This window comes from Vibrio paucivorans (assembly GCF_054053395.1).
The window spans coordinates 1990389-2014126 of record NZ_CM133230.1 but is presented as its reverse complement, the minus strand read 5'-3'; the positions used below and the strand labels follow the sequence as shown (position 1 = coordinate 2014126).

The 23738-nt window shown below is 45.1% G+C and carries 24 protein-coding genes; 12 read left to right on the top strand and 12 right to left on the bottom strand.

The window, feature by feature from the left end; all coding sequences use genetic code 11:
• The first annotated feature begins 61 nt into the window (after positions 1 to 61).
• Positions 62 to 496, top strand: coding sequence for a PACE efflux transporter (locus ACXABW_RS09220; RefSeq protein WP_457522340.1), 435 nt, complete (start codon positions 62 to 64; stop codon positions 494 to 496).
• Positions 497 to 544: 48 nt separating this feature from the next.
• On the opposite strand, the gene ACXABW_RS09215 is transcribed toward ACXABW_RS09220, so the two are convergent.
• Positions 545 to 778, bottom strand: coding sequence for a TIGR02647 family protein (locus tag ACXABW_RS09215; protein ID WP_252027511.1), 234 nt, complete (start codon positions 776 to 778; stop codon positions 545 to 547).
• Between the two features lie 417 nt (positions 779 to 1195).
• Here ACXABW_RS09215 and focA point away from each other — a divergent pair, with 417 nt between their 5' ends.
• Positions 1196 to 2038 carry a formate transporter FocA gene (gene focA / locus ACXABW_RS09210; RefSeq protein ID WP_457522338.1) on the top strand — a complete coding sequence of 281 codons (843 nt, stop codon included), beginning with the start codon at positions 1196 to 1198 and terminating at the stop codon, positions 2036 to 2038.
• Positions 2039 to 2194: 156 nt separating this feature from the next.
• Here the strand turns inward: focA and ACXABW_RS09205 are convergent, their stop codons facing one another.
• Positions 2195 to 2989: an ABC transporter permease gene (locus tag ACXABW_RS09205; RefSeq protein WP_457522336.1), complete on the bottom strand. Its 795-nt coding sequence runs from the start codon at positions 2987 to 2989 to the stop codon at positions 2195 to 2197.
• 440 nt (positions 2990 to 3429) lie between these two features.
• Here ACXABW_RS09205 and torE point away from each other — a divergent pair, with 440 nt between their 5' ends.
• Genes torE through torA form a run of 3 tightly spaced genes read left to right on the top strand, consistent with a single transcriptional unit; the run spans position 3430 to position 7333 of the window.
• Positions 3430 to 3612 carry a trimethylamine N-oxide reductase system protein TorE gene (gene torE / locus ACXABW_RS09200; protein WP_252027508.1) on the top strand — a complete coding sequence of 61 codons (183 nt, stop codon included), beginning with the start codon at positions 3430 to 3432 and terminating at the stop codon, positions 3610 to 3612.
• 52 nt (positions 3613 to 3664) lie between these two features.
• The gene (gene torC / locus ACXABW_RS09195) at positions 3665 to 4846 is read left to right on the top strand and encodes a pentaheme c-type cytochrome TorC (RefSeq protein WP_252027507.1); all 1182 of its coding nucleotides are present in this window, start codon (positions 3665 to 3667) and stop codon (positions 4844 to 4846) included.
• A 24-nt stretch (positions 4847 to 4870) separates the two neighbouring features.
• Complete coding sequence (torA, locus tag ACXABW_RS09190; protein WP_457522334.1) at positions 4871 to 7333, top strand: trimethylamine-N-oxide reductase TorA; 2463 nt, start codon at positions 4871 to 4873, stop codon at positions 7331 to 7333.
• Positions 7334 to 7432: 99 nt separating this feature from the next.
• Here the strand turns inward: torA and ACXABW_RS09185 are convergent, their stop codons facing one another.
• The gene (locus ACXABW_RS09185; protein WP_457522332.1) at positions 7433 to 8221 is read right to left on the bottom strand and encodes a substrate-binding periplasmic protein; all 789 of its coding nucleotides are present in this window, start codon (positions 8219 to 8221) and stop codon (positions 7433 to 7435) included.
• Between the two features lie 248 nt (positions 8222 to 8469).
• On the opposite strand from ACXABW_RS09185, the gene ACXABW_RS09180 reads away from it, so the two are divergent.
• Complete coding sequence (locus ACXABW_RS09180) at positions 8470 to 10209, top strand: glycoside hydrolase family 36 protein (RefSeq protein ID WP_457522331.1); 1740 nt, start codon at positions 8470 to 8472, stop codon at positions 10207 to 10209.
• Positions 10210 to 10275: 66 nt separating this feature from the next.
• On the opposite strand, the gene ACXABW_RS09175 is transcribed toward ACXABW_RS09180, so the two are convergent.
• Both ACXABW_RS09175 and ACXABW_RS09170 read right to left on the bottom strand, forming a co-directional pair.
• Positions 10276 to 11484 (bottom strand): putative manganese transporter, encoded by a 1209-nt coding sequence (locus ACXABW_RS09175; protein ID WP_457522329.1) that lies wholly within the window; start codon positions 11482 to 11484, stop codon positions 10276 to 10278.
• A 75-nt stretch (positions 11485 to 11559) separates the two neighbouring features.
• The gene (locus ACXABW_RS09170) at positions 11560 to 12279 is read right to left on the bottom strand and encodes a substrate-binding periplasmic protein (RefSeq protein WP_457522326.1); all 720 of its coding nucleotides are present in this window, start codon (positions 12277 to 12279) and stop codon (positions 11560 to 11562) included.
• A 213-nt stretch (positions 12280 to 12492) separates the two neighbouring features.
• On the opposite strand from ACXABW_RS09170, the gene ACXABW_RS09165 reads away from it, so the two are divergent.
• A complete protein-coding gene (locus ACXABW_RS09165) occupies positions 12493 to 13398 on the top strand; it encodes a manganese-dependent inorganic pyrophosphatase (protein ID WP_457522324.1) in 906 nt (301 codons plus the stop codon).
• Positions 13399 to 13472: 74 nt separating this feature from the next.
• Entirely contained in the window at positions 13473 to 13856 is a 384-nt protein-coding gene (locus ACXABW_RS09160; RefSeq protein ID WP_252027500.1) for a DUF2750 domain-containing protein, read from the top strand.
• Between the two features lie 29 nt (positions 13857 to 13885).
• On the opposite strand, the gene ACXABW_RS09155 is transcribed toward ACXABW_RS09160, so the two are convergent.
• The 7 genes from ACXABW_RS09155 to pspF form a co-directional block, all read right to left on the bottom strand.
• Complete coding sequence (locus ACXABW_RS09155; protein ID WP_457522322.1) at positions 13886 to 14662, bottom strand: DUF2927 domain-containing protein; 777 nt, start codon at positions 14660 to 14662, stop codon at positions 13886 to 13888.
• A 39-nt stretch (positions 14663 to 14701) separates the two neighbouring features.
• Positions 14702 to 15487, bottom strand: a complete 786-nt coding sequence (locus ACXABW_RS09150; protein WP_252027498.1) for a peptide ABC transporter ATP-binding protein — start codon at positions 15485 to 15487, stop codon at positions 14702 to 14704.
• Complete coding sequence (locus tag ACXABW_RS09145) at positions 15484 to 16479, bottom strand: peptide ABC transporter ATP-binding protein (RefSeq protein ID WP_252027497.1); 996 nt, start codon at positions 16477 to 16479, stop codon at positions 15484 to 15486. Before ACXABW_RS09145 ends, ACXABW_RS09150 begins: the two co-directional genes overlap by 4 nt.
• Positions 16479 to 17366: a putrescine export ABC transporter permease SapC gene (sapC, locus tag ACXABW_RS09140; RefSeq protein ID WP_252027496.1), complete on the bottom strand. Its 888-nt coding sequence runs from the start codon at positions 17364 to 17366 to the stop codon at positions 16479 to 16481. The genes ACXABW_RS09145 and sapC overlap by 1 nt, the downstream gene beginning before the upstream one ends.
• On the bottom strand, positions 17353 to 18315 hold the full coding sequence (locus ACXABW_RS09135; RefSeq protein WP_457522321.1) for an ABC transporter permease: 963 nt from the start codon (positions 18313 to 18315) through the stop codon (positions 17353 to 17355). The genes sapC and ACXABW_RS09135 overlap by 14 nt, the downstream gene beginning before the upstream one ends.
• Positions 18315 to 19934, bottom strand: coding sequence for an ABC transporter substrate-binding protein (locus ACXABW_RS09130; protein WP_457522319.1), 1620 nt, complete (start codon positions 19932 to 19934; stop codon positions 18315 to 18317). The genes ACXABW_RS09135 and ACXABW_RS09130 overlap by 1 nt, the downstream gene beginning before the upstream one ends.
• Positions 19935 to 20052: 118 nt before the next feature.
• Positions 20053 to 21057, bottom strand: coding sequence for a phage shock protein operon transcriptional activator (gene pspF, locus ACXABW_RS09125; protein ID WP_457522317.1), 1005 nt, complete (start codon positions 21055 to 21057; stop codon positions 20053 to 20055).
• A 196-nt stretch (positions 21058 to 21253) separates the two neighbouring features.
• Here pspF and pspA point away from each other — a divergent pair, with 196 nt between their 5' ends.
• The 4 genes from pspA to ACXABW_RS09105 all read left to right on the top strand — a co-directional run bounded on the left by pspA (position 21254) and on the right by ACXABW_RS09105 (position 23738).
• The gene (pspA, locus tag ACXABW_RS09120; protein WP_252027492.1) at positions 21254 to 21922 is read left to right on the top strand and encodes a phage shock protein PspA; all 669 of its coding nucleotides are present in this window, start codon (positions 21254 to 21256) and stop codon (positions 21920 to 21922) included.
• 9 nt (positions 21923 to 21931) lie between these two features.
• Entirely contained in the window at positions 21932 to 22165 is a 234-nt protein-coding gene (gene pspB, locus ACXABW_RS09115; protein ID WP_252027491.1) for an envelope stress response membrane protein PspB, read from the top strand.
• Entirely contained in the window at positions 22128 to 22547 is a 420-nt protein-coding gene (gene pspC / locus ACXABW_RS09110; protein ID WP_252027490.1) for an envelope stress response membrane protein PspC, read from the top strand. Before pspB ends, pspC begins: the two co-directional genes overlap by 38 nt.
• A gap of 159 nt (positions 22548 to 22706) precedes the next feature.
• Positions 22707 to 23738, top strand: a complete 1032-nt coding sequence (locus tag ACXABW_RS09105; RefSeq protein WP_457522315.1) for an efflux RND transporter periplasmic adaptor subunit — start codon at positions 22707 to 22709, stop codon at positions 23736 to 23738.

Genomic DNA, 23738 nt, shown 5'->3' with positions numbered 1-23738 from the left:
ATTAACTATCTCTACTATAGATGATAATCCCACCAACGCAAAAACAAGAGCGAGCAATTTGATGACAACGAATGAAAGAGTATTCCACGCGATTACGTTTGAAATGGTGGCTTTGGCGATAATTGTGCCGGTCACTTCTTTGCTTACGGGTAAAAGTGGTAATGAACTGTTGGTTGTTGGGGTTGGGCTCAGCATCTTCACGGTGGTATGGAACTATGTCTATAACATTGGCTTCGATAAGCTTTTTGGTGATAACCGAAATGACCGGTCGCTGAAGTTACGCTTAGCCCATACTGCTGGGTTTGAAGGAGGGCTGATATTTGTCACTGTGCCTGCGATTGCATGGTTTCTCAATATCAGTTGGTTGGGGGCTTTAGCGGTTGAAGCTGGGTTCTTGGTCTTCTTCTTTTTCTACGCAACGGGTTTCAACTGGGTCTACGACAAGTACCAGCCTTATAAGCGCCTATTTGGGCATAAGCGAAGTATCGCTGAATAAGACAAAGGGCTAGATTATTTCAATCTAGCCCTTTGTTGTGAGTAAGAATTAAGAACTCAAAACTCGTAGGATCTTGTCGGCATGTTCAGCAACTTCAATGCCTTCGTCGGTTAGGTAGCCTCCATCAGGCAAGGTACATAACCCTTTTTCATATAGTCGGCTCACGGCTGACTGCATTTCTTCTGAGGCGTCGTGATGAACTTTAATACCGGTAGCAGCACTACTTAAATCGAATTGCAGCAGAAGATTGAGTTCGGAGATATGCTCTGGAGAATATTTCATTCTATCGTCCTTATTTATAAGCGATTACAGACACATTAAGCCTGGTTACTGAGCTCTGCAAATACCTAAAGAAAGAAGTGTTACCTATACCCAAATTGGTGGAGAATTAATCGTTGTCCCCCATTAATTTAGCGTACCAGTCACTCTAATACCAAAATTATCTAATAGTTTGCGTAGTTATAATAGTTACTTCTATAGGAATTGGTGGGTGATGGTTTTTTAGTAAATGTCTTTTTAATACAAAGCTTTATGTGATAAATATTCACGTGCGATTAGGCCGTGAGGGTGTTGAATATAATGCAATTGATGTCATGATAAAAACAATTTAAGTGAACATGTAATTTCTCCCTTGAATTGTTAGGGAAATAAAGCGATTATCCGCGCACTTTTTCACTTGTTTCAAAATGTAACAGACCTATGGACCTCAATCACTTCGACTCTTTATTGCCTCCACAAATGGCGGAACGCGCTGCAGAAATTGGCGTGGGTAAGGCGACCAAAGATCCTGTTAAATCCTTTCTCCTTGCTATTTCGGCTGGCATTCATATTGGTATTGCATTCGTGTTCTACACCATAGTCACTACCGGTGCGGGGGATATGCCTTGGGGAATGACTCGGTTTGTTGGCGGTTTGGCATTTAGCCTTGGCCTGATTCTGGTTGTTGTTACTGGCGGTGAACTGTTTACAAGCTCGGTATTAACGCTGGTAGCACGTGCAAGTGGAAAAATTACATGGAAAATGTTGTTTAACAACTGGTTAGTGGTGTATGCAGGTAACCTGATAGGAGCATTGCTGCTGGTGGTATGTATGCTGCTTACCAAGCAATACATGTTCGATCATGGTCAAGTCGGCATCAATGCAATGGCCATATCTCAGCACAAGTTGCACCATACGTTTTTGTCTGCAGTGGCATTGGGCATTATGTGTAACGTGTTAGTATGTGTAGCTGTGTGGATGACATTCAGTGGCCGCACTTTAACAGACAAGATAATGGTGATGATCCTCCCTGTTGCCATGTTTGTTTCAGCGGGCTTTGAACACTGCATCGCCAACATGTTTCAAGTGCCAATGGCAATAGCAATCAAAAACTTTGCTCCAGCCGAGTTCTGGCAGATGACTGGCGCAAACATCGCAGATTACGCAGACTTAAATCTGATGGGCTTTTTCCTCAATAATCTGATTCCAGTGACATTGGGCAACATTATTGGCGGTGGAGTTTTTGTTGGCATGTGGTACTGGTTAATCTATCTAAGAGATTAAAAAGGCGGCATTAGCCGCCTTTTTACTGTTTAGCTTAAATGCTGCAGCTAAGCATTCACCGCTCTTTATTAAGGTTATCCACATTTTCTGTGGATAACGTGTTTCAAAGTCGGTGTGCAAGTCATAAGTGGTTGTAAAGTAATCAGTTGCTATCGGCTATGACTTATCAATGCGAGTGACCAGAATTCGCCCTTCTGGAGAGATAGCACGAGCTATTGTCAGCCTTAGTGATAACGTAATTGAGACGCTCATCATCACGAAGATCGCAATCATGATCAGTAGCTGGTATTTAATGGCGACCATTGGAGAAGCACCCCCCAAAATCTGGCCTGTCATCATTCCGGGCAGCGTCACCAACCCTGTAGTAATCATTGTCGCCAGAATCGGCGCAAAGGACTTCTGCATCGCAGCGCGCATAAATGGTATAGAGGCGTAAATTGGAGTTGCCCCTAACGAGATCGCTGCCTCGTATTCGTGCTTTCGTTCGTCATAGGCAGTGAATAAGTTCTGTAACGCAACGATGTTTCCGCTTAAGCAATTCCCCAATAGCATACCGGCAAGAGGGATGAGGTATTGCGCGTTATACAGTGGAGTCGGCTTCACAACGACGACGCAAATCAAAATCAATAAAGGAACTAAGCTAACCGTCAAGCCAAGGGAAACAGGCAGGAAGAGGTAAGGTTTGGTTAACTTCGCTTTGCTGATAATCGAACTGCTTCCAATGCCTATCATCAACACCAGCCAAAGCATATTCACCCACAAGCTATTGAGCTGGAACAAATATTCCAAATACACACCAACAGCAAGCAGCTGTATCGTCATGCGTAGCACTCCAATCACAATGTCTCTACCGAGTGATAACTGGTAATAGTGATTAATTGAAACTGGGATGAGAAGGGTGAGGCTAAATAGCGCTAATTGCCAGAAAGAAATGTCTACAACACTGTCCATGCGGGGTCCTCGAATAGCTTTGGCTATTGTACTGAATTTCCACCTAACTGTGTGAATTTCTTAGAAGTGAATCTCAGATAAGTTTTTAACACATTTACTAACAATTGATTTACACTTAATTACTAGGTAGCACGCAAAAAGTGTGCTTAAAGCCTTGATTTAAATTGATCTAAATCAATGTGCGTTAAATTCATGTGATGAATTTAACTAAGTGGTAACCTGCTTTTTTCTTCACATCTATTAATATTTTTATACATGATTTGTTAATCAAACACATCTCTGGATGAGCTCAAAAAAGTGTTTGATAACAAGGTTGGGAGGTGTGTATTTCATTGAACCTTACTCTTGGTATGGTCTAACATTTCCCATTAGAAAATGAAAAAACTTTTGCTCTGGTGCACAGGGCAGTTCCAATTACTAAATACAAAATAGGCAAATGTATGAGTGATGTTAACAAAATTGAGAGTGGTGAGAAGCGCTCATTGGAGTGGAAGTCTTTCCTCTTCATTACCGTAGTTCTTTTTCCCGTATTAAGTGTGGCTTTCGTAGGTGGTTACGGCTTCCTTGTTTGGGCCCTGCAAGTGTTTGTATTCGGACCTCCTGGTGCACATGGCGGCATGTAATGCCTTCTCGCATCCACATTTTATATAGAATCAATTTTTAAGAGAGCTAATCATGAAGTCATTATTAGTTAAACTGTGGCGTACAATGACTCGCCCAGCCGTACACATTAGTTTAGGTGTACTAACAATGGGCGGCTTTATTGCCGGCGTAATCTTCTGGGGTGGATTTAACACCGCACTAGAAGCGACCAACACAGAAGAATTCTGTATCAGCTGTCACACCATGCGTGACAACGTATATCAAGAACTGCAAGACACTGTGCACTGGAAAAACACATCTGGTGTTCGTGCAACGTGTCCAGACTGTCACGTTCCACACGAATGGACAGCTAAGATCGCGCGTAAGATGCAAGCTTCTAAGGAAGTGTTCGCACAAGTATTTGGCGACTTAGACACCCCAGAAAAATTCGAAGAGCGTCGTATCGACCTAGCAAAACACGAATGGGATCGTTTCTCTGCAAACAAATCTCTAGAGTGTAAGAACTGCCACAACTACGACTCTATGGATTTCGACAACATGCGTCCAACAGCTCGCATTCAAATGAAGAACGCTGCTGAGCGTGACCAAAGCTGTGTGGATTGTCACAAGGGTATTGCGCATAACCTTCCACTCGATATGGAATCAGCGAGCGGTATCGTAGGTGAGCTAGAGCAAGTAGCAAGCAGCACGTCTTACTCTTCAGGCAACGACGTTATTTCTATCCGTCACCTACCTATGTACACCGACGAGTCAGCAACAGTTGAGGCAGGCCTACTAAGCCCTGCGAGTAAAGTAGCGGTGATCGATGAGAAAGGCGACATGATCAAAATCCAAATCGATGGATGGCGTAAAGCGAAAGGCTTTGGCCGTGTAATCCAAGAAGAGTTTGGTATGAACATCTCAACAGCGATCCTAACGAAAGAAGTATCTCAAAGTGACGTGATCACAGTGGGCGAGAAGAAAGAAGATGAGCTAACGGGTCTTCCATGGGAAGAAGTAAACCTAGCGCTTTGGATGAAGAAAGAGTCTATGGTTGATAACTTCGATCCAATCTGGAACGCAGCGGGTCAAGCATACCAATCGAACTGTTCAACTTGTCACTCTCAGCCAGACGAAGCGCACTTCAGTGCTAACGGTTGGGTAGGCATGCTAGACGGTATGATTGCATTCGTTAACTTCGATACTGATACAGAAGCGCTTGTTCTTAAGTATCTACAGAAGCACTCATCAGATTTTTCTGACGGCCATCACTAATAAGACGTCAATTGGAGTAACACAATGGCAATTACAAGAAGAAGTTTTCTGAAAGGTGTCGCTACTACCAGCGCGGCATCGGTTATTGGCCCAAGCCTATTGGCGTCGGCATCTGCTTCTGCAGCAGAAACTGACGGTACTTGGAAAGTATCTGGTTCACACTGGGGCGCATTCCGCGCTCGAGTGTACGCAGGTAAAGTTCAAGAGATTAAGCCGTTAGAAATCGATAAGCATCCAACCGATATGCTGAATGGTATTAAAGGCATCATTTACAGCCCATCACGTGTCCGCTACCCAATGGTTCGCCTAGATTGGCTTAAGAAGCATAAATACAGCGCGGATACTCGTGGTAACAACCGCTTCATCCGTGTGACTTGGGACGAAGCTCTAGACTTATTCTACCGCGAGCTTGAGCGTGTCCAGAAAGACTACGGTCCATACGCGCTGCACACGGGTCAAACTGGTTGGAGACAAACAGGTCAGTTCCACAGCTGTACTAACCACATGCAACGTGCGATGGCACTACATGGCAACTCAGTGAAGAAGATTGGTGACTACTCGACTGGTGCGGGTCAAACCATCATGCCTTACGTTCTGGGTTCAACAGAAGTCTATGCACAAGGTACATCTTGGGAGCTGATTCTAGAAAACAGTGACAACATTATTTTGTGGGGTAACGATCCTGTTAAGAACCTACAGGTGGGCTGGACATGTGAAACTCACGAGTCGTTCGCATACCTTGAGCAACTAAAAGAAAAAGTTGCGAAGAAAGAAGTGAATGTTGTGTCTGTTGACCCTGTTAAGAATAAAACAGGTCGCTTCCTAGACAACGAGCAAATGTACATCAACCCACAAACGGACGTACCGTTCATGCTGGGTGTTGCGCACGTGCTATACAACGAAGGCCTATACGACAAGAAGTTCATCGAAACTTACTGTCTAGGTTTCGATGATTTCATCAAGTACGTTCAAGGTGAAACGAAAGATAAAGTCGAGAAGACACCAGAATGGGCTGCAGAGATCTGTGGCACAAGCGCAGAGTCTATTCGTAAGTTTGCTAAGATGTTGGTAAGCGGTCGTACACAAATCTTGGTAGGTTGGAGTATTCAGCGTCAAGAACACGGTGAGCAACCTTACTGGATGTGTGCTGTCATTGCTGCAATGGTTGGCCAAATTGGTCTTCCTGGCGGTGGTATTTCTTACGGTCACCACTACTCAGGTATCGGTGTATCATCAACTGGTTTCGCTGCTCCGGGTTCGTTCCCGCTTAATATCGACCAAGGTCAAGAGCCTAAGTACACTAACTCTGACTACAAAGGTTATAGCCGTGTAATCCCAGTAGCACGTTGGGTAGACAGCTTGCTAGAGCCTGGTAAGAAGATCAAAGCGAACGGTGCGACGGTAACCTTGCCAGATCTTAAGATGATGGTATTCAGTGGTAACAACCCATGGCACCATCACCAAGATCGCAACAAGATGCGTAAAGCGTTCAAAACTCTGCAAACTGTCGTAGCGATCGACTTTGCTTGGACAGCGACGTGTCGCCATTCTGATATTGTACTTCCAGCTTGTACGCAGTGGGAACGTAACGATATTGATGGCTACGGTGCATACTCAGGTCGTGGCTTGATTGCAATGCACAAGCTAGTTGACCCGCTATTCCAATCTAAGACTGACTTTGAAATCATGTCGAACCTAACCAAGCGCTGGGGTCGTTTCGATGATTACACGCGTGGTATGGATGAAATGGAGTGGGTGAAATCGCTTTACAACGAGTGTCGTGCTGCGAACGAAGGCAGTTTTGAAATGCCAGAATTTGCAGAATTCTGGGAAAAAGGTTTCCTAGACTTTGGTAAAGGTAAGCCTTGGACACGTCACGCTTCTTTCCGTGAAGATCCAGAGATCAACGCGCTGGGTACACCATCAGGCTTTATCGAAATTACCAGCCGTACAATCGGCAACATGGGTTACGAGCACTGTCAGGAGCACCCTATGTGGTTCGAGAAGTCTGAGCGCTCACATGGTGGCCCTGGTTCTAACAAGCACCCATACTGGCTGCAATCTTGTCACCCAGACAAACGTCTTCACTCGCAAATGTGTGAGTCTGAAGAGTTCCGTGCGACATATGCAGTACAAGGTCGTGAGCCTATTTACATCAACCCACAAGATGCTAAGAAGAAAGGCATTAAAGATGGCGATGTAGTACGTGTGTTTAACGACCGTGGTCAACTGCTTGCTGGTGCTGTCCTAATGGATAGCTATGCGCCTGGTGTTGTGCGTATTGAAGAAGGTGCTTGGTATGGCCCAATCAATGAAAAAGTTGGCGCTCTAGATACATACGGCGATCCAAACACATTGACTCAAGACATCCCAACGTCTGAACTAGCGCAAGCAACCTCTGCAAATACTTGTTTGGTGGACTTTGAGAAGTTTACAGGCAAGCTTCCACCAGTGACTTCGTTCGGTGGTCCGATTGAAGTAGCATAATTGCTAGAACCTTAAATCAAAATGCCGGCTATAAGCCGGCATTTTTTATGTCCGTAATCTAGGTTGGGCGATACACAGTTGGGTTGATCCTATGCTGTTCTATTTTGCACGCATCGCTTCGCTGCGCCATTCATCCCAGTATTGTTGGTCGAAATCAAACTGGTAGCGTTTGTAGATTGCTTTCATCTCTCCTGATTCCACTAGAAACTGTAAACCTTGGTTGAATGCTTCGATTATTTGATTTGCCTTAGGGTGTGACTTGCTAATAGCAATGTATAGTGGCTGGGAAGCGATCTCATTATGAATAAAAGCAAAGTCACTAACGTTATAGGCTAGGGAATTGATCGTCCAACGTGCAACCAACTCATCTGAAACAAACATATCGATTCGACCTGATTTGAGCAGTTTAATACTGGCGATAAGGTCGACGGCTATTACCTTAGTGTAAGCCTCGGAAGCTAAGAAGTTTTCGTCATAAGAATAATTGTCGAGTATGCCGACCTTTTTATTGCGGATATCGTTAGGCGTCCGATAGGAAAATTTGTCAGCGTTTAGTGTCACTAAACGTACGGTGTTAATCATAAATGGCTGACTATAAAGAAAGGTTTTTGCCCTTTCTTCGTTGTACCAAACCGAGATCAATAGGTCGGTTTTTTGATTGGACACTTCTTTGAATGCTCGGCTCCAAGGCTTGAGCCTAAAACGTAATTTAAACCCCTCCACTCGTAGTGCTCTTCGCACGACTTCGTATGCGAGGCCGGGCATTTCACCTGAGTCGTTGATGTAAGGCGGCCATTCATTTTGTGCCGCCGTCACAACATTGGCATTTACTTGAGGAAAGTAAATGAAGACAGAAGTGATGAGCAGGAGTCGTAGCGTGTTCAACATGTCACTCTAATTTATGTTAATCCTAGAAGCGGCAGATTAGTTTAAGTGTAGGTCACTTGAGCAATGCATGAATGTACCTTCGGTGGAGCTATCCATGAACTGCTGGCTCTGATCTCCGATTCGGCAGGTTTTTTGTTGTAATATTCGCTGAATTCGTGATTGGAGTAACGCTATGGGGAATGAATCACATAGATAATAGAGTCAATAATTTAGTGTGGTTTTTCGCGGGTCAAACTTTATAGGTGCTTATGTCTCATACCATTCATCTTCCTTGTCATCGAGATATTGTTGTTGTGAATCCTGATTTGCTGGATGAAGTCCAAGGCAACGAAGTGACCTTCCGCTATATTGGTTTACACAATCATCCCATTCCAAGTGACTACCAACTATTTACCTGTGAGTTCGATTTCGAGCACAGTGCGACGCTCCTTGGCGATGGGTTCCAAATGTTGGCGCAAACGACGGGGACATTTGAGCAGCCAGTCGATATTGGCCGGTGCCCAGATAACAGCCCTTCATACCGGATTTATGGCCAACAACAAAATAAGCGCTATTACAACTATTTGGTGGTTGAGGACTCAGTGGGTTATACCCTGTTTGGTTTTACTAGTTGCTCACGTTTTGCGGGCTACTTTGAAGTAAGCCAAGAGGAACATTCCGTTCAGATTTCAGCGAATATTGATGGTGAAGATACCTATCCACTAGATTGGGATAGTACCGAGCTAGAGTCTGTAGTTGTGCTGAATGGAGAGTCGTTATCAGGGCTGTACCAACGATACTCTGATTTGATCTCACTGCGCCACCCACCAAGAGCAGGTGTGGAATCCAAAGCGCCGATTGGCTGGTGTTCTTGGTACGCCTATTACGCTGATGTAAATGAAGACAATATTCGACAAAACTTGGAAGTGATGTCAGGTGATTTAAGTAATCTCGAATGGGTGTTACTGGATGATGGCTACCAAGCGTTTATGGGGGATTGGCTGACACCTTCAGATAAGTTTTCTGGCGGTGTGAAAGAGCTTATATCTGACATTAAACGTAAGGGTAAGAAACCTGCAATTTGGCTCGCCCCGTTTATTGCTCAGCCAGAGTCTAAGGTGTTTAAACGGCATCCGAATTGGTTTGTTCGACATCCGAATGGTGAGCTGCTGAAAGCTGAAGATGTCACTTATGGTGGATGGCGTTGCACTCCATGGTATGTGTTAGATGCGTCTCACCCTGAAGTGCAAGAACACCTAACCCATGTTGTACGTGTAATGCGTGAAGAGTGGGGAGTTGAACTGTTTAAACTTGATGCCAATTACTGGGGAACACTCAAGGGTAAGCGACACGTGAGTGGGGTGACAGGTGTACAGGCTTATCGATTAGGAATGGAAGCGATAGCGGAAGGTGCGAAAGATGCATGGTTACTAGGATGTAATGCACCGATGTGGCCCTCACTAGGGCTAGTAGACGCTATGCGTGTATCCGACGATGTGGAACGTGACCCAAAACGTTTTGAGCAGATCGCCAAAGAAACCTTTTATCGAAGTTGGCAACATCGCAAGCTATGGCAGATCGACCCAGATTGTGCGACTTTCGTGTCATTGGCCAACCAAGCGACAGACAGAAGTAACTACGAATTTCACCGCAATACCCTCCTAACATGTGGTGGGCTATTGTTGTCTGGAGATCCACTGCCAGAATTGACTCCTTTCGCTAAGACAGCATTAAGTAAATTAATGCTACGTCAGCGCCACAACCAAAATGCGGCGCGTTTTACATCGCTCTCATTGCATCACGCATTTCTGGAGTTAACCGATCGTAATCAACTTCACTGTTTGTTTAACTATCATGAGGATGCTAAAGAGGTGACGTTAACCTCTGATCATCCAGTGTATTGGTATGACTATTGGACGGGCGAGAAGCTGACCGAGGAGCCGGTTCAAGTAGTAGAAGTTCCGTTAGAGGCGGGGTTAACCAGCCGAGCAATTATTACTTCACCTTAGCTTAAAAGTTGAGAGTAAAGACTGAAAAAGAGAGGCTCGTCTCTCTTTTTCTCTATCTGACTAAGTCTAAATTTCGAATAAGTAGTAATAACCATAGCCAACCAGAAGTGCAGGAAGCGCGGTGTATATCGTGGCCACTAGGGCAGCCTTCGGCGCGAGAGCAATAGCTGGGAATAGCGCATCACCGTCGTTAGCGATGGCATTCGAGAGCTGAGCAGATAGCGGTACTGCGCCACTAATATAGAGACTAGTCACCAATATCTGTGGCCCACAGCCAGGAAGCATTCCAACCGCTAAGCCCATCAATGGCATCCATATTCCCCAACCGTTGAACAAATTAGCAAGGTCTAATTGACCAAAAAAGGTCGTTAGCTCAAAAGCCAAGAAAGCGACGATTACCCAAGCAGAAACAAAGTTGGTGTCTTGCGCTGCTTTTTGGATAGGGTGTGAAGATACGCACTTTGCGTCTTCGGATACGGTCGATTCGTAATCTTTGATCTCTTGAGTCAATGCCCAAAGTAGCATACAGGTGACTGAGAGCAGTGCTCCTGTCCACTCGATACTGGTGGCGGGCAATTGCAGTAATTCGTTCACGTCGACTTGGAAAGAGCCGAGCACTGCAACGATGGTGGCTGGAAGCAGCAACCATTTCCAAAACGCACCTTGTAAATTAATGGCGTTAGTTTCGAGGCTGCTTTTCGCCCCTTCTTTGCGTTGGCATACCTGAGGAGCGACTTTTTTTATTTCCGGGCGAAGGAAATCATCTTTGTGGACTAGATTGACTACCCAACCAGACAGGCACCCGACAACAACACCGAGCGCGATAACAACAAAGCCAGTTTCAGGTTGGCTAGCCAACAACAAGAATGCCGCATCCCCCATGGTTGAAGTTAGCACTGCGACTAAAGCACCAAAACCAGCACGTCCACTCACATACTGGGTTGTGACTATGATTGCGCCACCACAGCCTGGAAGCGCACCGAGAATAGAGGCGAACATGACTTGGTAGCCACGAGAATTTTGATATAAATCGACGACTCGGCTCTGCTTATTCATAAAGACAGAGAGGTAGTGGTATATAGCTAACGTAAAAGCTACGTAGCTAGACACGGCCCAAAACGCGTCAGAAAGGGTGGAGACGGTCACCTCACGAGTGATTGGCGCCACCAATAGGGCTATCAGGATTACAGGCAGTAATAAGCGTTTGTAGGCTAATCTAAACTGGGAAAGCGATAACCAACTTGGTAATGAAACAGCAGTTCGAGCGAAATCCATAATTGCCTCATGAGAATGCGAATAATTCTCATTATATGTAAGTGGGAATTATTCGCAACTCTATTTATCGAGGCACTAACGATATTTTTCTAACAGCTGATCGTAACGGCCGCTTTGTTTGAGTTGGTGCAAGCCAATCATAAACTTCACCATGAGCTTTTGTTTATCAGGATGATCTTTTGCAATGGCCAAGTGTACAGGTTTGATCATTAAGCTCTTATGGACGAAGTAAAAGTCGTCTTGGTTTAACTCTAGTTGACGGATGGTGTGGATGGCCGCCCGCTCGTCGGCAATGATGGCATGGACTCGTTTGGCTTTAAGCTTCTTTATGTTAGTGCTGAGGTCTTCGGCGACGACTCGAGTAAAGTTGCTGGATGCATTAAACTCTTCACCATAGCCATAATCTTGGATGATGCCGACTTTCATTCCAGACAATGAGCTAAAGTCCTCATACTCGAAAGCGTTCTCTTTCAGCACAATAAACTTAAGCTGAACCATAAGGTAGGGGACACTGTAGTCAAGTAGTTCCGTCCTATCGTCAGACCACCAGATAGACACCAGAATATCTTGTTGCTTGTTGCGAACTTCCTTCAGTGAGCGAAGCCAAGGCTTAACTTCGAGCTTTAAGTGGTAGTTTTGAGATAGATATGCTTCGGTAACGATCTCGACTGCGAGCCCTGAGTTTTGTTGTTCAAATATGTACGGTGGCCATACCGCTTGAGTCGCTTTGATAAGTTTTGAATGAACGTAGGGAGCATGCAACAACAGAACAAGAACGAATATTTTTTTCAGCATCGTCGACTCCTTTCAGCATTCTCCTAAGTTTAGTCGTAATTTCTAATTTCACTTCGAGATGGTTTGGAGTGGGGAGATTGTCTTGGGTGCGATGAATTGTTACGTCTAATCCATCAACAACCGATGACAAATTTTCAAAATCAGGTAAAGTAACGGCCTTTGTGAGCAATTTGCCTAGAAATAGGCCTTTAACAGACTTGAATAGGAAGAAAGATGATTCTAGTTGTCGGTCATAAGAACCCAGATAGCGATAGTATTTGTAGTGCACTAGTAGCAACTGAGCTACTTAAATCGCGTGGTCTTGATGCAATGCCAATTCGCCAAGGCGAAATTAACCGTGAAACTCAGCACATTTTGGAAGTTGCTGGTGCACCAACTCCAGAGCTACGTACATCTGTAGCTGGTGAGAAAATTTGGCTAGTAGACTACTCTGATCTAGCACAAGCTCCTGACGACGTTGCTGACGCTGAAATCCTAGGTATCGTAGACCACCACCGTCTAGGTGACGTGATGACTGTGAACCCAATGGAAGCATGGATCTGGCCTGTTGGTTGTACCAACACAGTACTGTTCAACATGTTCAAGATTGAAGGTCACTCAATCTCACAACAAATCGCTAAGCTAATGATGTCTGCAATTCTTTCTGACACCGTTGGTTTTGCTTCTCCAACTTGTACTCAAAAAGACAAAGACGCAGTGGCTGAATTGGCTGAAATTGCAGATGTACAAGACGTTAATGCATTCATCAAAGATCTATTGATCGCTAAGACAAACATCGAAGGCCTATCTGCGGCTGAACTTGTAGAAAAAGACCTGAAAGGTTACCCATTCAACGGTCGTGATGTAGTTGTTGGCCAAGTTGAACTTGCAACGTTAGAGCAAGTAGATGGTATGATCGAAGCACTAGAAGCGGATCTGGAAGCTCGCTGTGAGAAAGACGGTCTAGCATTTGCTGCAGTTATGCTGACTGACATTACAACAGCTCAAACTCGTCTACTTTACAAAGGTGAGTGGGCCGAGAAACTCGTTAAGCACGAAAAAGATGGCGTGCTTATGATGGAAAATACGCTAAGCCGTAAGAAGCAAGGCTGGCCTTGGCTACAAACTGAGCTAGCATAAGGCATCGACTAGTAAAGTTGATATTTATCGCCCATAGTGACAACACTATGGGCGTTTTTAATTGGAGTAGAAGCATGTCTAAGTCTTTGACTACAGAACAAATCGATACCATTAATCGCTACAATGAAGAGCAGCGATTTAAGTACTGTATTAAAGAAATCGTCGCGAATCGTACCGTGTGGATTCTTAAAGATGAGCATGGTTGTGTCATGCTGAATACAGAAGACGATGATTGTGTGCCAGTATGGCCGAATCAAGAGTTCGCTCAAGCATGGGCGACAGGCGAATGGGAAGAGTGTGTACCAGAACCGATTTCTCTCAACAAATGGCACAGTCGTTGGACATACGGCCTCGAAGATGATGAGTTGTCTGTAGTGGTATTTCCTAATGAGCGAGAAGAAGGTGTGGTGTTATTTCCTGACGAGTTTGACTTTGAACTAAAGAAAGCCTCTCGTTAGTAAGCCTCGAACCACTAGGTAGTTTCTTATTACCTGAGTAATTGATAGAGCGGTGCGCCTTTCGCTTCCTGCACAGCACCGCTTAATACCCCTTGACTCTGATAGCGATTGAGTATTTTGCTAACGACTGGCTCTAGCTGCGACTTAGTCATCCCACTTTTGAGTTCTGGCTCATACAGAAGCTGCAGTAACACGATATCAAGCGGTGAAAGCAAATCATCCGGTGTTTCGTCATTAAAGATAGACGGGTAGGCATGAGGACTATCATTGGGCAGTCCTAGAACTTGAGTTATTTCCTCAACGATACAAGCTAATAACTTGCCACGCTCTCTGGCTTGGTCGACCGGAATAATAATAGATGCTTGCACTATGTTTTTGGTACTTGAGTTGACTCGGTAGCCTGCTTTGCAAACCACGCCACGCAAATTTTTGGTTGAAGGCTTTCCAAGTTCTTTTTCTATGTCACCGACCCATTGTTTTTCATTGGTGTATATCCAGCGGATATTGGCTTCTTGTTCTGATTTTGCACGTTCAATCGGAAATGAAGTGATGTCGGTAAGGTGTTGGATATGAAGGTCGGTAAGTTCATCGTGCAGAGCAACGTCTGGAACTTGATGAATCACCCAGATTTTTACTGGTGTATCCCACTTATTTAATGGCTTATAACCGGTTCGGTATTCGTTCTTTAACGCGACTTCAAAGAATGCACGCTTAACGAAAGAAGAGTCATACCAAGTCTCACCCGCGGCAAGTACGGAGCTCGTCGCACTAAATATAGTAAAAAGTAATACTGCTATCCTTAGCAAAATTAACTCCCTGTGCGCATGTTACTTAAAACACTAACGCTACTTAAAACATGGCGCTTTGTTGAAGTGGCTTTCGACCATTCTTTGCGTAATTTGATGCTCTGGGTGGCTGAGTACAGTTTGAGTATCGCCAGCTTCTACAACGTTACCTTCATGCATCACCATGACTTTATCCGTGATGTGTTTGACGATACCGATATGCTGAGACACATAGACAAAGGAAACGCCCATCTCTTCTTGTAACTCTAGGAACAAATTGATGATCTGAGAACGCATTGCCATGTCTAAGCCGTTGAGCGCTTCATCTGCGACGATAATCGAAGGCTGGAGAATAAGCGCCCTTGCTAAGCAGACACGCTGCTTTTGCCCTGTCGCGAGCATTTGAGGGTAGAAGTAAGCGTGCTCAGGGAGCAAACCAACCCGAAGCAAAGTTTCTTTCACTCGCTTCATACGGGCCTCGGGTGGCATATTAGTATTTCTTTTAAGAGGCCCCTCTAGAATACGACCAATTTGAATACGTGGATTGAGGGACGTGTTCGGATCTTGGAATATCATCCGAATCAATTTACATCGTGTTGAGTAGTCCTTGTGCTCGAGTAGTTCGCCGTTAACTCGGATTTCACCGGTTGTCGGCTCTACCATGCCCGCCAGCATTCGGGCTAAGGTTGATTTGCCAGAACCATTTTTGCCAATGAAACCGATGGTTTGTCCTGCTTCTAGAGAGAAGCTAACGGGTTTTACTGCGTGTTGTACCTTCTTACGGAACAAGCCAGAGCGAGTCACGAAATCTTTGGCTAAGCCATTTACTTCAAGCAAAGCACTCATGATTTTTTCTCCATATTGAGCGGAAAGTGACACGCAAATTTGTGGTGCTTAACGCGACGTGTTGGTGGGATCTCCACACATTGGCGCTGAGCATATGGACAACGAGGACCTAGGCGGCACCCAATCGGCAAATGCTGAAGCGGAGGGATTGAGCCTGGTAGAGACTGCAGCTTCTCTTTATGCGGAATCCAATCACTGAAATCGGGCATAGCTTTGAGCAATGCAACGGTATATGGGTGTTTTGGCGCCTTAAGGATTTTCTTCGTATCAGCCGATTCAACAGATTGACCGCAGTACATCACAGTGATTCGAGTGGCCCACTGGGTAATGGTCGTCAAGTCGTGACCAATCAGCATTATAGTGGTGTTGTTCACCTGATTCATGCGACTCAACAGACGCAGAATCTGCGATTGAGTAATTGGGTCCAAGTCGTTGGTTGGCTCGTCGGCAATAAGCAGTTTTGGTTTGGCCGCAATCGCCATTGCGATCATGACCTTCTGACACTCACCATCGGTTAGCTCATACGGGTAGCTTTCCATCAAGGTTTTATGATCTTTGATGCCCACTTTATGCAGTAGGGCAATGGCCTGCTTTTTGCGCCACTTAAATCGCTCCCACCACTTACCATCAAAAGAATGAGAAGGTATGGACTCAATCAACTGCCTGCCAACCTCTTCAGATGGGTCTAAGCATGTGGATGGTTCTTGGAAAATCATCGCGATATCACGTGCGATCACGCGACGCCTTTCTTTCGGTGTGAGTTGCAGTAAGTCTATGTTACCCAAGCGCATTCGGTCAGCAGTGACGCGCCAGTTGTCTTTACAGACGCCTACAATCGCCTTAGCTACCAAGCTCTTACCTGAACCTGATTCACCTACCAAACCGCGGATTTCACCTTCGTTCAGTGTGATACTCATCCGGTCGACGGCCTTAACGAGCCCTTGCGGCGTATCTATCTCAATGGTGAGGTGACGAATATCGAGTAAAGGCATTATTCCGTCCCCGCATTGAGTGCTTGGCGAACACCTTCGCCAACTAAGTTGACCACAATGACTGCAAACATAATCGCTAAGCCCGGTAAGGTTACTGTCCAAGGGGCAAGGTAAATAAGCTCCACTGAGTCGCCCAGAATCGCTCCCCATTCAGAGCTTGGTGCTTGGGCACCTAAGCCAAGAAAACCCAGAGCAGTGATATCTAAAATAGCGATCGACAAGGCGAAAGTTACTTCAGTGGCGATGACCACCAAGATGTTGGGCAGAATAGAGTTCCACAATAAGTAAAAGTTGTTCGCACCATCAAGCCGAGCGGCCATCACATAGTCTTTTTCTATTTCAGTGTGAACCGCGATATAAACAGAGCGGACGAAGCGAGGGATCAAAGCCAAACAGATCGCGAGCAATATATTGAATTCACCAAAGCCCAAGAAAGCGACGAAAATAATCGCCAGCAGCAGAGATGGGATAGACATCACCGTATCAAGTAAGTGGTTTAGGGTGCTCGACAACAGGCCTTTCGTCATACCCGCTAAAATACCAATCGCGCAACCTATCAAGGCAGCGATAACGGTAATGATAATAGCAGCGCCAAACGTCAGCTGTGAGCCTACGATGAGGCGTGAAAGAATATCGCGGCCAAGGTCATCGGTGCCAAGGAAGTATTCGACTGTACCAACTGTGTTCCAAGACGGCGGCACAAGCAGTTGTCCGGTTTGCGCCTGAGGGTCATGAGGCGCTAACCAAGGTGAAGCGAGTGTAATGATCACTAAAAGCAGCAAACACCATAAGCCAAACATGGCTAAACTGTTGGCTTTATAACTGCGCCAAAAACGCTCGAACTGTGTCGGTATGCGCTCTTCTTGATAAACGTTATCGGTTAGCATACCACTCTTTCCTTACTAGCGGGTTGACCATGGCACCCAATAAATCAGACACAATATTGGCGGTGAGTACCAGTGTAGCCACAACAATAACGCCGGCTTGAATCGCGACATAGTCCTGGTTTGCTAATGCATCGAGCAGCCAGCGACCAATACCTGGCCAGTTGAAAATAGATTCAGTCACTATGGCAAGCGTTAGCATACTTGAAAGCTGAACACCAATCTTAGGAATAATAGGCGGGATAGCATTACGCAGCACGTGCTGCGTTACGATTTCATGCGTAGTTAAACCTTTGATACGTGCGGCGCGAATGAAGTTTTGCCCCATGACTTCCGTAACAGACGTTCTCATCAAGCGTATAACCTGAGTAGTTGGAGCTAGCGCCAATACTAAGCTTGGCAGAATCATATGTTCAATAACGCTCTGCAACGTGTGGGCACGATACTTACCCTCGACAAAAAACGCGTCAATTAAGGCGAATCCAGTAACATGTTCGACTTGGTAGAGTAGGTCATAGCGACCGGACACAGGCAGCATTTGGAAGTGCAGCGAGAACACCATGATGAGAAGCAGAGCTACCCAGAAAAGTGGTGCAGAATAGCCAGTCATCGAGGTGAAAGAGATAATGGTATCTACCCATTTCCCCTGACGCATGCCTGCGAGCGTGCCCAATGGGATGCCGATCAGCATCGAAATCACAAATGCGGCAAAGCAGAGCTCAAGTGTGGCCGGGAAAACAATCGCAAGCTCTTCAATGATAGGGACTCCGTTGCGATTTACCCCTAGGTTAAAGTGAGTCAGCTCACCTACGTAGGCCATCCAACCGGTCCAAAAATCGTATTGAGCCCAAGGAGATGTGGTGTTCAAGCGCAAGATGCTGAACCCGACCATAGTTAGAATCAACAGCGTGATGATGAAAAGGTTTAATCGACGAACTGTATAAAGCAGCATTAGTTCACCCTTTCGACTAGGTTAAATGGCTGAACATTAAATGGGCTGAATTTAAAGCCAGTCAGAGTCTTATCGTAGGCTTTAAATTGCATCCCATGTGCCAAAGGAATAACAGGAAACTCTTCGTTCAAGATGTTTTGCGCCTGCTTGTATAGATTAGTTCGGTACCGTGGTTTATCGACTTCGAGAGCAAGGTCGAGCAAGAAATCGAAATCGGCGTCACACCACATCGACATATTCAGCCCTGCACGTTCAGAGTCACAGGAAAGCAGTGGTCTAAAGAAGTTGTCAGGGTCTCCCGTCACGCCGAACCAACCTGTGAGGAATAGGTCTATATTCGCTTTAGAGGTGGCATCACTACGCTTAGCACGCTCTTCTGTGACTAAGTGGAGGGTAATCCCTATATCAGCGAAGTTTGCTTGGATAAGCTCAGCAGTCTTTCGAGGGCTAGGGTTATAGGCCTTAGGCTCGAGAGGAACCGACATGGTAAGCTCAAGCCCTTTGCTGTATCCCGCTTCTCTTAGCAGTGCAATTGCGTAGTTTCTGTCAAAACGAATGTGCGTCTCGTCTTTTTGGTATGCCCAAGAAGAAGGTGGAAGAATAGTATGGGCAAGACTGCCAGTACCGTAATACACAGAATCTAAAATGTTTTGGCGATTAATTGCGAAGTTTAGTGCTTTGCGAACGCGAGAGTCATTCAGCGCTGGGTGCAAGGTGTTGACCGCAATATAAGCCACGTTCATCGCAGGTTTTGCAGTAAGCTCCAGTGAATCTTGCTGTTCGATAATAGGAATTTGGCTAGAAATTGGAGAACTGAGCACATCACACTCGTTTCGCAGCAGTTTTGCCAAGGTACCAGTCCCGCGGTGTGAAATATCAAATACCACTTGTTCGACTTTAGCGACTTGATTCCAGTATGCGTTGTTGCGGCGTAGACGAATCAGATCGTTAACTTGATATTCATCGAGGTAGAATGGCCCCGTGCCAACAGGGTGACTATCCAAACGTTCTTTTTGACCTGACAGCTCCAATTGATGTGCATATTCTTGTGAATGTACCACCGCGTGGCTAGTCGCTATGTTAGATAGAAAGGTGTTATCTGGGCGACTCAAACTAAATTTCACAGTGTGTTTGTCGATAGCTTGGACATCAATCAACAAGTTCTTAAAATCGATCCCGTTGAACCAAGGATACTGAGCATTACTGACATAGTGGAACGAGTGGGTTGAATCTATGATTCTGCGAAAGCTGAATACGACATCATCAGCATTGAGTTTGCGCGAGGGCGTAAACCAATCTGTGGTCTGGAAATTTACGTCGTTACGTAATTGGAAGATGTATTCAGTCCGACTCTTATTGACCTTCCAGCTGCTTGCTAAGCTTGCTACTGGCAAATGCGAGGTCGGGTCGAGAGTCACTAAGGTATCGAAAATCTGAGGGCTTAGTGCTTCAGATGTAATTCCGCTATCGACGAGTTGAGGGTTGAAGGTCTGTGGACTGCCTTGACCGCAATAAACAAAACCACTTTGTCGAATTTTGTTATGGTCGATTTCATCGCTACAGCCTACCAGTAGGCTAAAGCCACAAATTCCAAGTGTGAGTCGTAAAAAAGCTTTCATAGAAAGAACTGTTTTGAGAAACAAGGCAAAAATAAAGCCTGTTATTATGCCTTAAGATCTCAGTAATTTACCATTGTTTATTAGCTGTCACCATATCAAAACGGTAGCCGAAATAAGGTTATTCGTTATTTTGTCCAGCCAAGTCATATTTTCGTACCATTCCTCTAAGCTGGTGGTAACTCAAACCAAGCATCTCGGCTGCTTTTCGTTGGTTGAATTTACTCTCTTCCAAAACTTGAGCAAGCAACGATCGATCTTGCTGCTCTTGCCAAAGTTTGTAATCCATAGGGAAAGTAAAAGTAGTAGTTTCAGTATGGTCGCTGTTTTCGCTGTTGTCATTCTGCGTGGACTTTTCCCAATCACTGGCAAATGGATTGAAGACCAGTTGGTCAATCGGTGTATCAGCAGTACCATTTTGATACACCGCTCGCTCAATCACATTTTTAAGTTCCCGCACATTACCCGGCCATTGGTAATCTAAAAGTGATTGTTCTGCATTAGGTGTAAAACCAGTGAACAGATCGAGCTGAAGCTCTCGACACATCTTGATTGCGTAATATTCGGCGAGTAGCAAAATGTCTTCCTTACGCTCGCGCAGCGGCGGTATCTGTATAACATCGAAAGCTAAACGGTCGAGTAAATCTGGGCGAAACAAACCTTGCTCGGCCATTTCTGGCAGGTTAGCGTTGGTCGCACAGACTAGGCGAACATTGGCATTTAGTGCCTTGTGTCCACCCACGCGTTCATACTGGCCGTATTCAATGACTCTTAGCAACTTTTCTTGGACGGAAAGTGGGGTTGTGGCTAATTCATCGAGAAATAAGGTGCCATTTTCTGCTCGTTCAAACCGACCTTGATGACGCCCTTTAGAACCGGTAAATGAGCCTGATTCATGGCCAAACAGTTCAGAATCGATCAATCCTTCACTTAACGTAGAGCAATTCAAGGAGATAAGTGGTTGGTCCCAACGTTTAGAAAGATAGTGCAAGCGTTGGGCGATTAACTCTTTACCTGTTCCTCGTTCACCAATCACTAGCACAGGACGCTCAATTGGCGCTAGCTTGGATACTTTGTCCAATACCGATAAAAACGCGGGAGATTCGCCGATAAGGTTTTGCTGCATAAGTGACTACCCTAAAGTTGGTTAAATTTACCAATGGTTGGTTAAATTCATCATAGCATACTTATTCTAATTACCCAGCAATGCTTAAGTCGTTGAAAAATAGTAACTAAAAAGTTGGCACGTAACTTGGTTATAGGTAAAGCAGTAGATAAAACTATTGAGACAATTTTTCACTCACGCTAACAGGAGAACCATCATGGGTATTTTTTCTCGATTTGCAGACATCGTAAATTCAAACATCAGCGCTCTCTTGGACAAAGCGGAAGATCCAGAGAAAATGATTCGCCTCATCATTCAAGAAATGGAAGACACATTGGTAGAAGTTCGCACTAACTCTGCGAAGGCTATTGCTGATAAAAAAGAGCTTGCTCGTAAAGTAGAGTCGATTGAAGAACAGATCAACGATTGGCAGCAAAAAGCTACTTTGGCTTTAACTAAGCAGCGCGATGATCTCGCTCGAGCTGCTCTCATAGAAAAACAGAAGCTGCAAGACATGATCAAAGGGCTTCATACTGAACAAACGTTGGTTGAAGAAACCATTGAAAAACTGACTGGTGAAATCAGTAAGCTTGAAACCAAAATCACTGAGACCAGAGCTAAGCAGCAAGCGTTAGCGATTCGTAGCCAAACTGCTTCTAACAGACGTGATGTTCAAAAGCACTTACACACAGCTCGAACTAATGAAGCGATGGCGAAATTCGAGCAATATTCTCGTAAGATTGACGAGTTAGAAGCCGAAGCAGATGTATTTGCTAAAAGCGGGCAAGCAAAGTCGCTGGATCAAGAATTTGCTGAACTTCAGGCGCAAGACGAAATCGAAAAAGAACTTGAGAAGCTGAAGAAGCAAGTAGAAGAGAAAAAATAGGAGACACGTATGTCATCATTTCTGATTGCAGGTCCGTTAATTGTTTTTCTGATTTTCGTTGCTCCGTTATGGTTGTTTTTGCATTACCGCAGCAAGCGAAAAACAGACGGTGGTTTGTCAAAAGACGACTACGAACGTTTGCAAGCGTTATCAGCGAGAGCTGAGTCAATGCAAACTCGAGTGGATACGTTAGAGCGTATTCTTGATGCAGAGTCGCCAAATTGGAGACGTAACTATGAGTAATCGTGAATTATACCGAGACACCGCGAACGGCAAGATCTCTGGAGTGTGTGCTGGTATCGCGAATTACTTTGGTGCAGAAGTGTGGTTGATTCGCATATTAGTGATATCTGCAGCGCTTCTCGGCGGGAGTTTTTTAGTCTTGCTTGCGTATGTGGCAATGACGTTAATGTTAGAAAAGCAGCCCTCTAACTACGTTGAAACCTTAAAGGCAAAGCAAGAGCACAAACTAAAAAGTAAGCCTTGGCAACAGGGGCAAACAGCCAATGCTTTATTGGGGACACTTGAGAAAGACTTTGACAACATGGAAACGAAACTTCGCGATATGGAAGCCTACGTGACCTCTGATGCGTACAAAGTAAATCGAGAGTTCAGTAAGCTATAAAATCCGTATTCCGTCTGCTTTAAGAGCAAACCTATTGAGAGCGGTAATGAATACCGCTCTCATTTTGTTAATTTTCAACTAATTAACACTCATATCACTGGAAGTCATCCCACCGTTCATCTATCTTTGTAACTAAATGATTCAATTGGACGAACTACGATGCAAAAAGCCGTATTGCTCCTTTCAGCTGCCGCAGTACTCGGCGGTTGTGGGAAGGAACTTCCTCCGGTGCCCGAGCCCGACTCGCGGCCAGCCAAACTCTTCTCTGTTTCAGTCGGCAATAACCAGTTTGAACGAAATTTTCCTGCCACATCTGAAGCCGGTGATAAAGCCGTTCTCGCTTTCCGAGTGCCGGGGCAGCTGCAATCTATCGATGTGACCGCTGGCCAAATGGTCAAAAAAGGCGATTTACTCGCAACGCTGAATCCAGACGAGTATTCTCTTCTGGCCAAGCAAGCTCAGGCTAACTACAAGCTTGCTGACGTTCAGTATCAGCGTTACAAAAAGCTGCGTATCGATAAAGTGGTTTCTGAGCAAGATTTTGATCAAGCCAAAGCCAACCACAATTCTGCTAAAGCAACGTCAGATCAAGCTAAAGCGAATCTCCGCTACACCAAATTGATTGCGCCATACGACGGTACCATTTCGCTGATCCCTGCTGAAAATCACGAATACGTTGCTGCCAAAACTGGCGTTATGAATATTCAAACTAACCAGCTACTGAAAGTGGTGTTCTTGTTGCCCGATTACCTATTAAACCGATTTGCTAGCCAGTTGGAACCAACGGTTACAATGACGTTTGATGCTTTCCCTGAACATTCTTATCCCCTGACATTCCAAGAAATAGATACCGAAGCGGACCCGAAAACTGGTTCATACAAAGTGACGATGGTGATGGAGCGCCCAACGGATATCGGTATTTTGCCAGGTATGTCAGGCAGTGTGCATGCGGTTGTTGATTCAGCAGGTGCTACGCATATCCCTAAAGCGGCTTTGTTTGAAGTAGAAGGGAAACAAAACGTTTGGCGAGTTACCGAAGAGGGTATCGTTGAGCAGGTAGAAGTTGAACTTAACGACAAACGACAAGTTCTTGCTGGCTTGAACGACGGTGACAGAATCATTGTTTCCGGCGTAAGTGGTATCGAGTCTGGTATCAAAGTTCGTGAATGGATTAAAGAGCGAGGACTGTAA

Coding starts and splice junctions, on each gene's coding strand:
- ACXABW_RS09220 (WP_457522340.1), top strand. CDS start 62: ATGACAACGAATGAAAGAGTATTCCACGCGATTACGTTTGAAATGGTG.
- ACXABW_RS09215 (WP_252027511.1), bottom strand. CDS start 778: ATGAAATATTCTCCAGAGCATATCTCCGAACTCAATCTTCTGCTGCAA.
- focA (WP_457522338.1), top strand. CDS start 1,196: ATGGACCTCAATCACTTCGACTCTTTATTGCCTCCACAAATGGCGGAA.
- ACXABW_RS09205 (WP_457522336.1), bottom strand. CDS start 2,989: ATGGACAGTGTTGTAGACATTTCTTTCTGGCAATTAGCGCTATTTAGC.
- torE (WP_252027508.1), top strand. CDS start 3,430: ATGAGTGATGTTAACAAAATTGAGAGTGGTGAGAAGCGCTCATTGGAG.
- torC (WP_252027507.1), top strand. CDS start 3,665: ATGAAGTCATTATTAGTTAAACTGTGGCGTACAATGACTCGCCCAGCC.
- torA (WP_457522334.1), top strand. CDS start 4,871: ATGGCAATTACAAGAAGAAGTTTTCTGAAAGGTGTCGCTACTACCAGC.
- ACXABW_RS09185 (WP_457522332.1), bottom strand. CDS start 8,221: ATGTTGAACACGCTACGACTCCTGCTCATCACTTCTGTCTTCATTTAC.
- ACXABW_RS09180 (WP_457522331.1), top strand. CDS start 8,470: ATGTCTCATACCATTCATCTTCCTTGTCATCGAGATATTGTTGTTGTG.
- ACXABW_RS09175 (WP_457522329.1), bottom strand. CDS start 11,484: ATGGATTTCGCTCGAACTGCTGTTTCATTACCAAGTTGGTTATCGCTT.
- ACXABW_RS09170 (WP_457522326.1), bottom strand. CDS start 12,279: ATGCTGAAAAAAATATTCGTTCTTGTTCTGTTGTTGCATGCTCCCTAC.
- ACXABW_RS09165 (WP_457522324.1), top strand. CDS start 12,493: ATGATTCTAGTTGTCGGTCATAAGAACCCAGATAGCGATAGTATTTGT.
- ACXABW_RS09160 (WP_252027500.1), top strand. CDS start 13,473: ATGTCTAAGTCTTTGACTACAGAACAAATCGATACCATTAATCGCTAC.
- ACXABW_RS09150 (WP_252027498.1), bottom strand. CDS start 15,487: ATGAGTGCTTTGCTTGAAGTAAATGGCTTAGCCAAAGATTTCGTGACT.
- ACXABW_RS09145 (WP_252027497.1), bottom strand. CDS start 16,479: ATGCCTTTACTCGATATTCGTCACCTCACCATTGAGATAGATACGCCG.
- sapC (WP_252027496.1), bottom strand. CDS start 17,366: ATGCTAACCGATAACGTTTATCAAGAAGAGCGCATACCGACACAGTTC.
- ACXABW_RS09135 (WP_457522321.1), bottom strand. CDS start 18,315: ATGCTGCTTTATACAGTTCGTCGATTAAACCTTTTCATCATCACGCTG.
- ACXABW_RS09130 (WP_457522319.1), bottom strand. CDS start 19,934: ATGAAAGCTTTTTTACGACTCACACTTGGAATTTGTGGCTTTAGCCTA.
- pspF (WP_457522317.1), bottom strand. CDS start 21,057: ATGCAGCAAAACCTTATCGGCGAATCTCCCGCGTTTTTATCGGTATTG.
- pspA (WP_252027492.1), top strand. CDS start 21,254: ATGGGTATTTTTTCTCGATTTGCAGACATCGTAAATTCAAACATCAGC.
- pspB (WP_252027491.1), top strand. CDS start 21,932: ATGTCATCATTTCTGATTGCAGGTCCGTTAATTGTTTTTCTGATTTTC.
- pspC (WP_252027490.1), top strand. CDS start 22,128: ATGCAGAGTCGCCAAATTGGAGACGTAACTATGAGTAATCGTGAATTA.
- ACXABW_RS09105 (WP_457522315.1), top strand. CDS start 22,707: ATGCAAAAAGCCGTATTGCTCCTTTCAGCTGCCGCAGTACTCGGCGGT.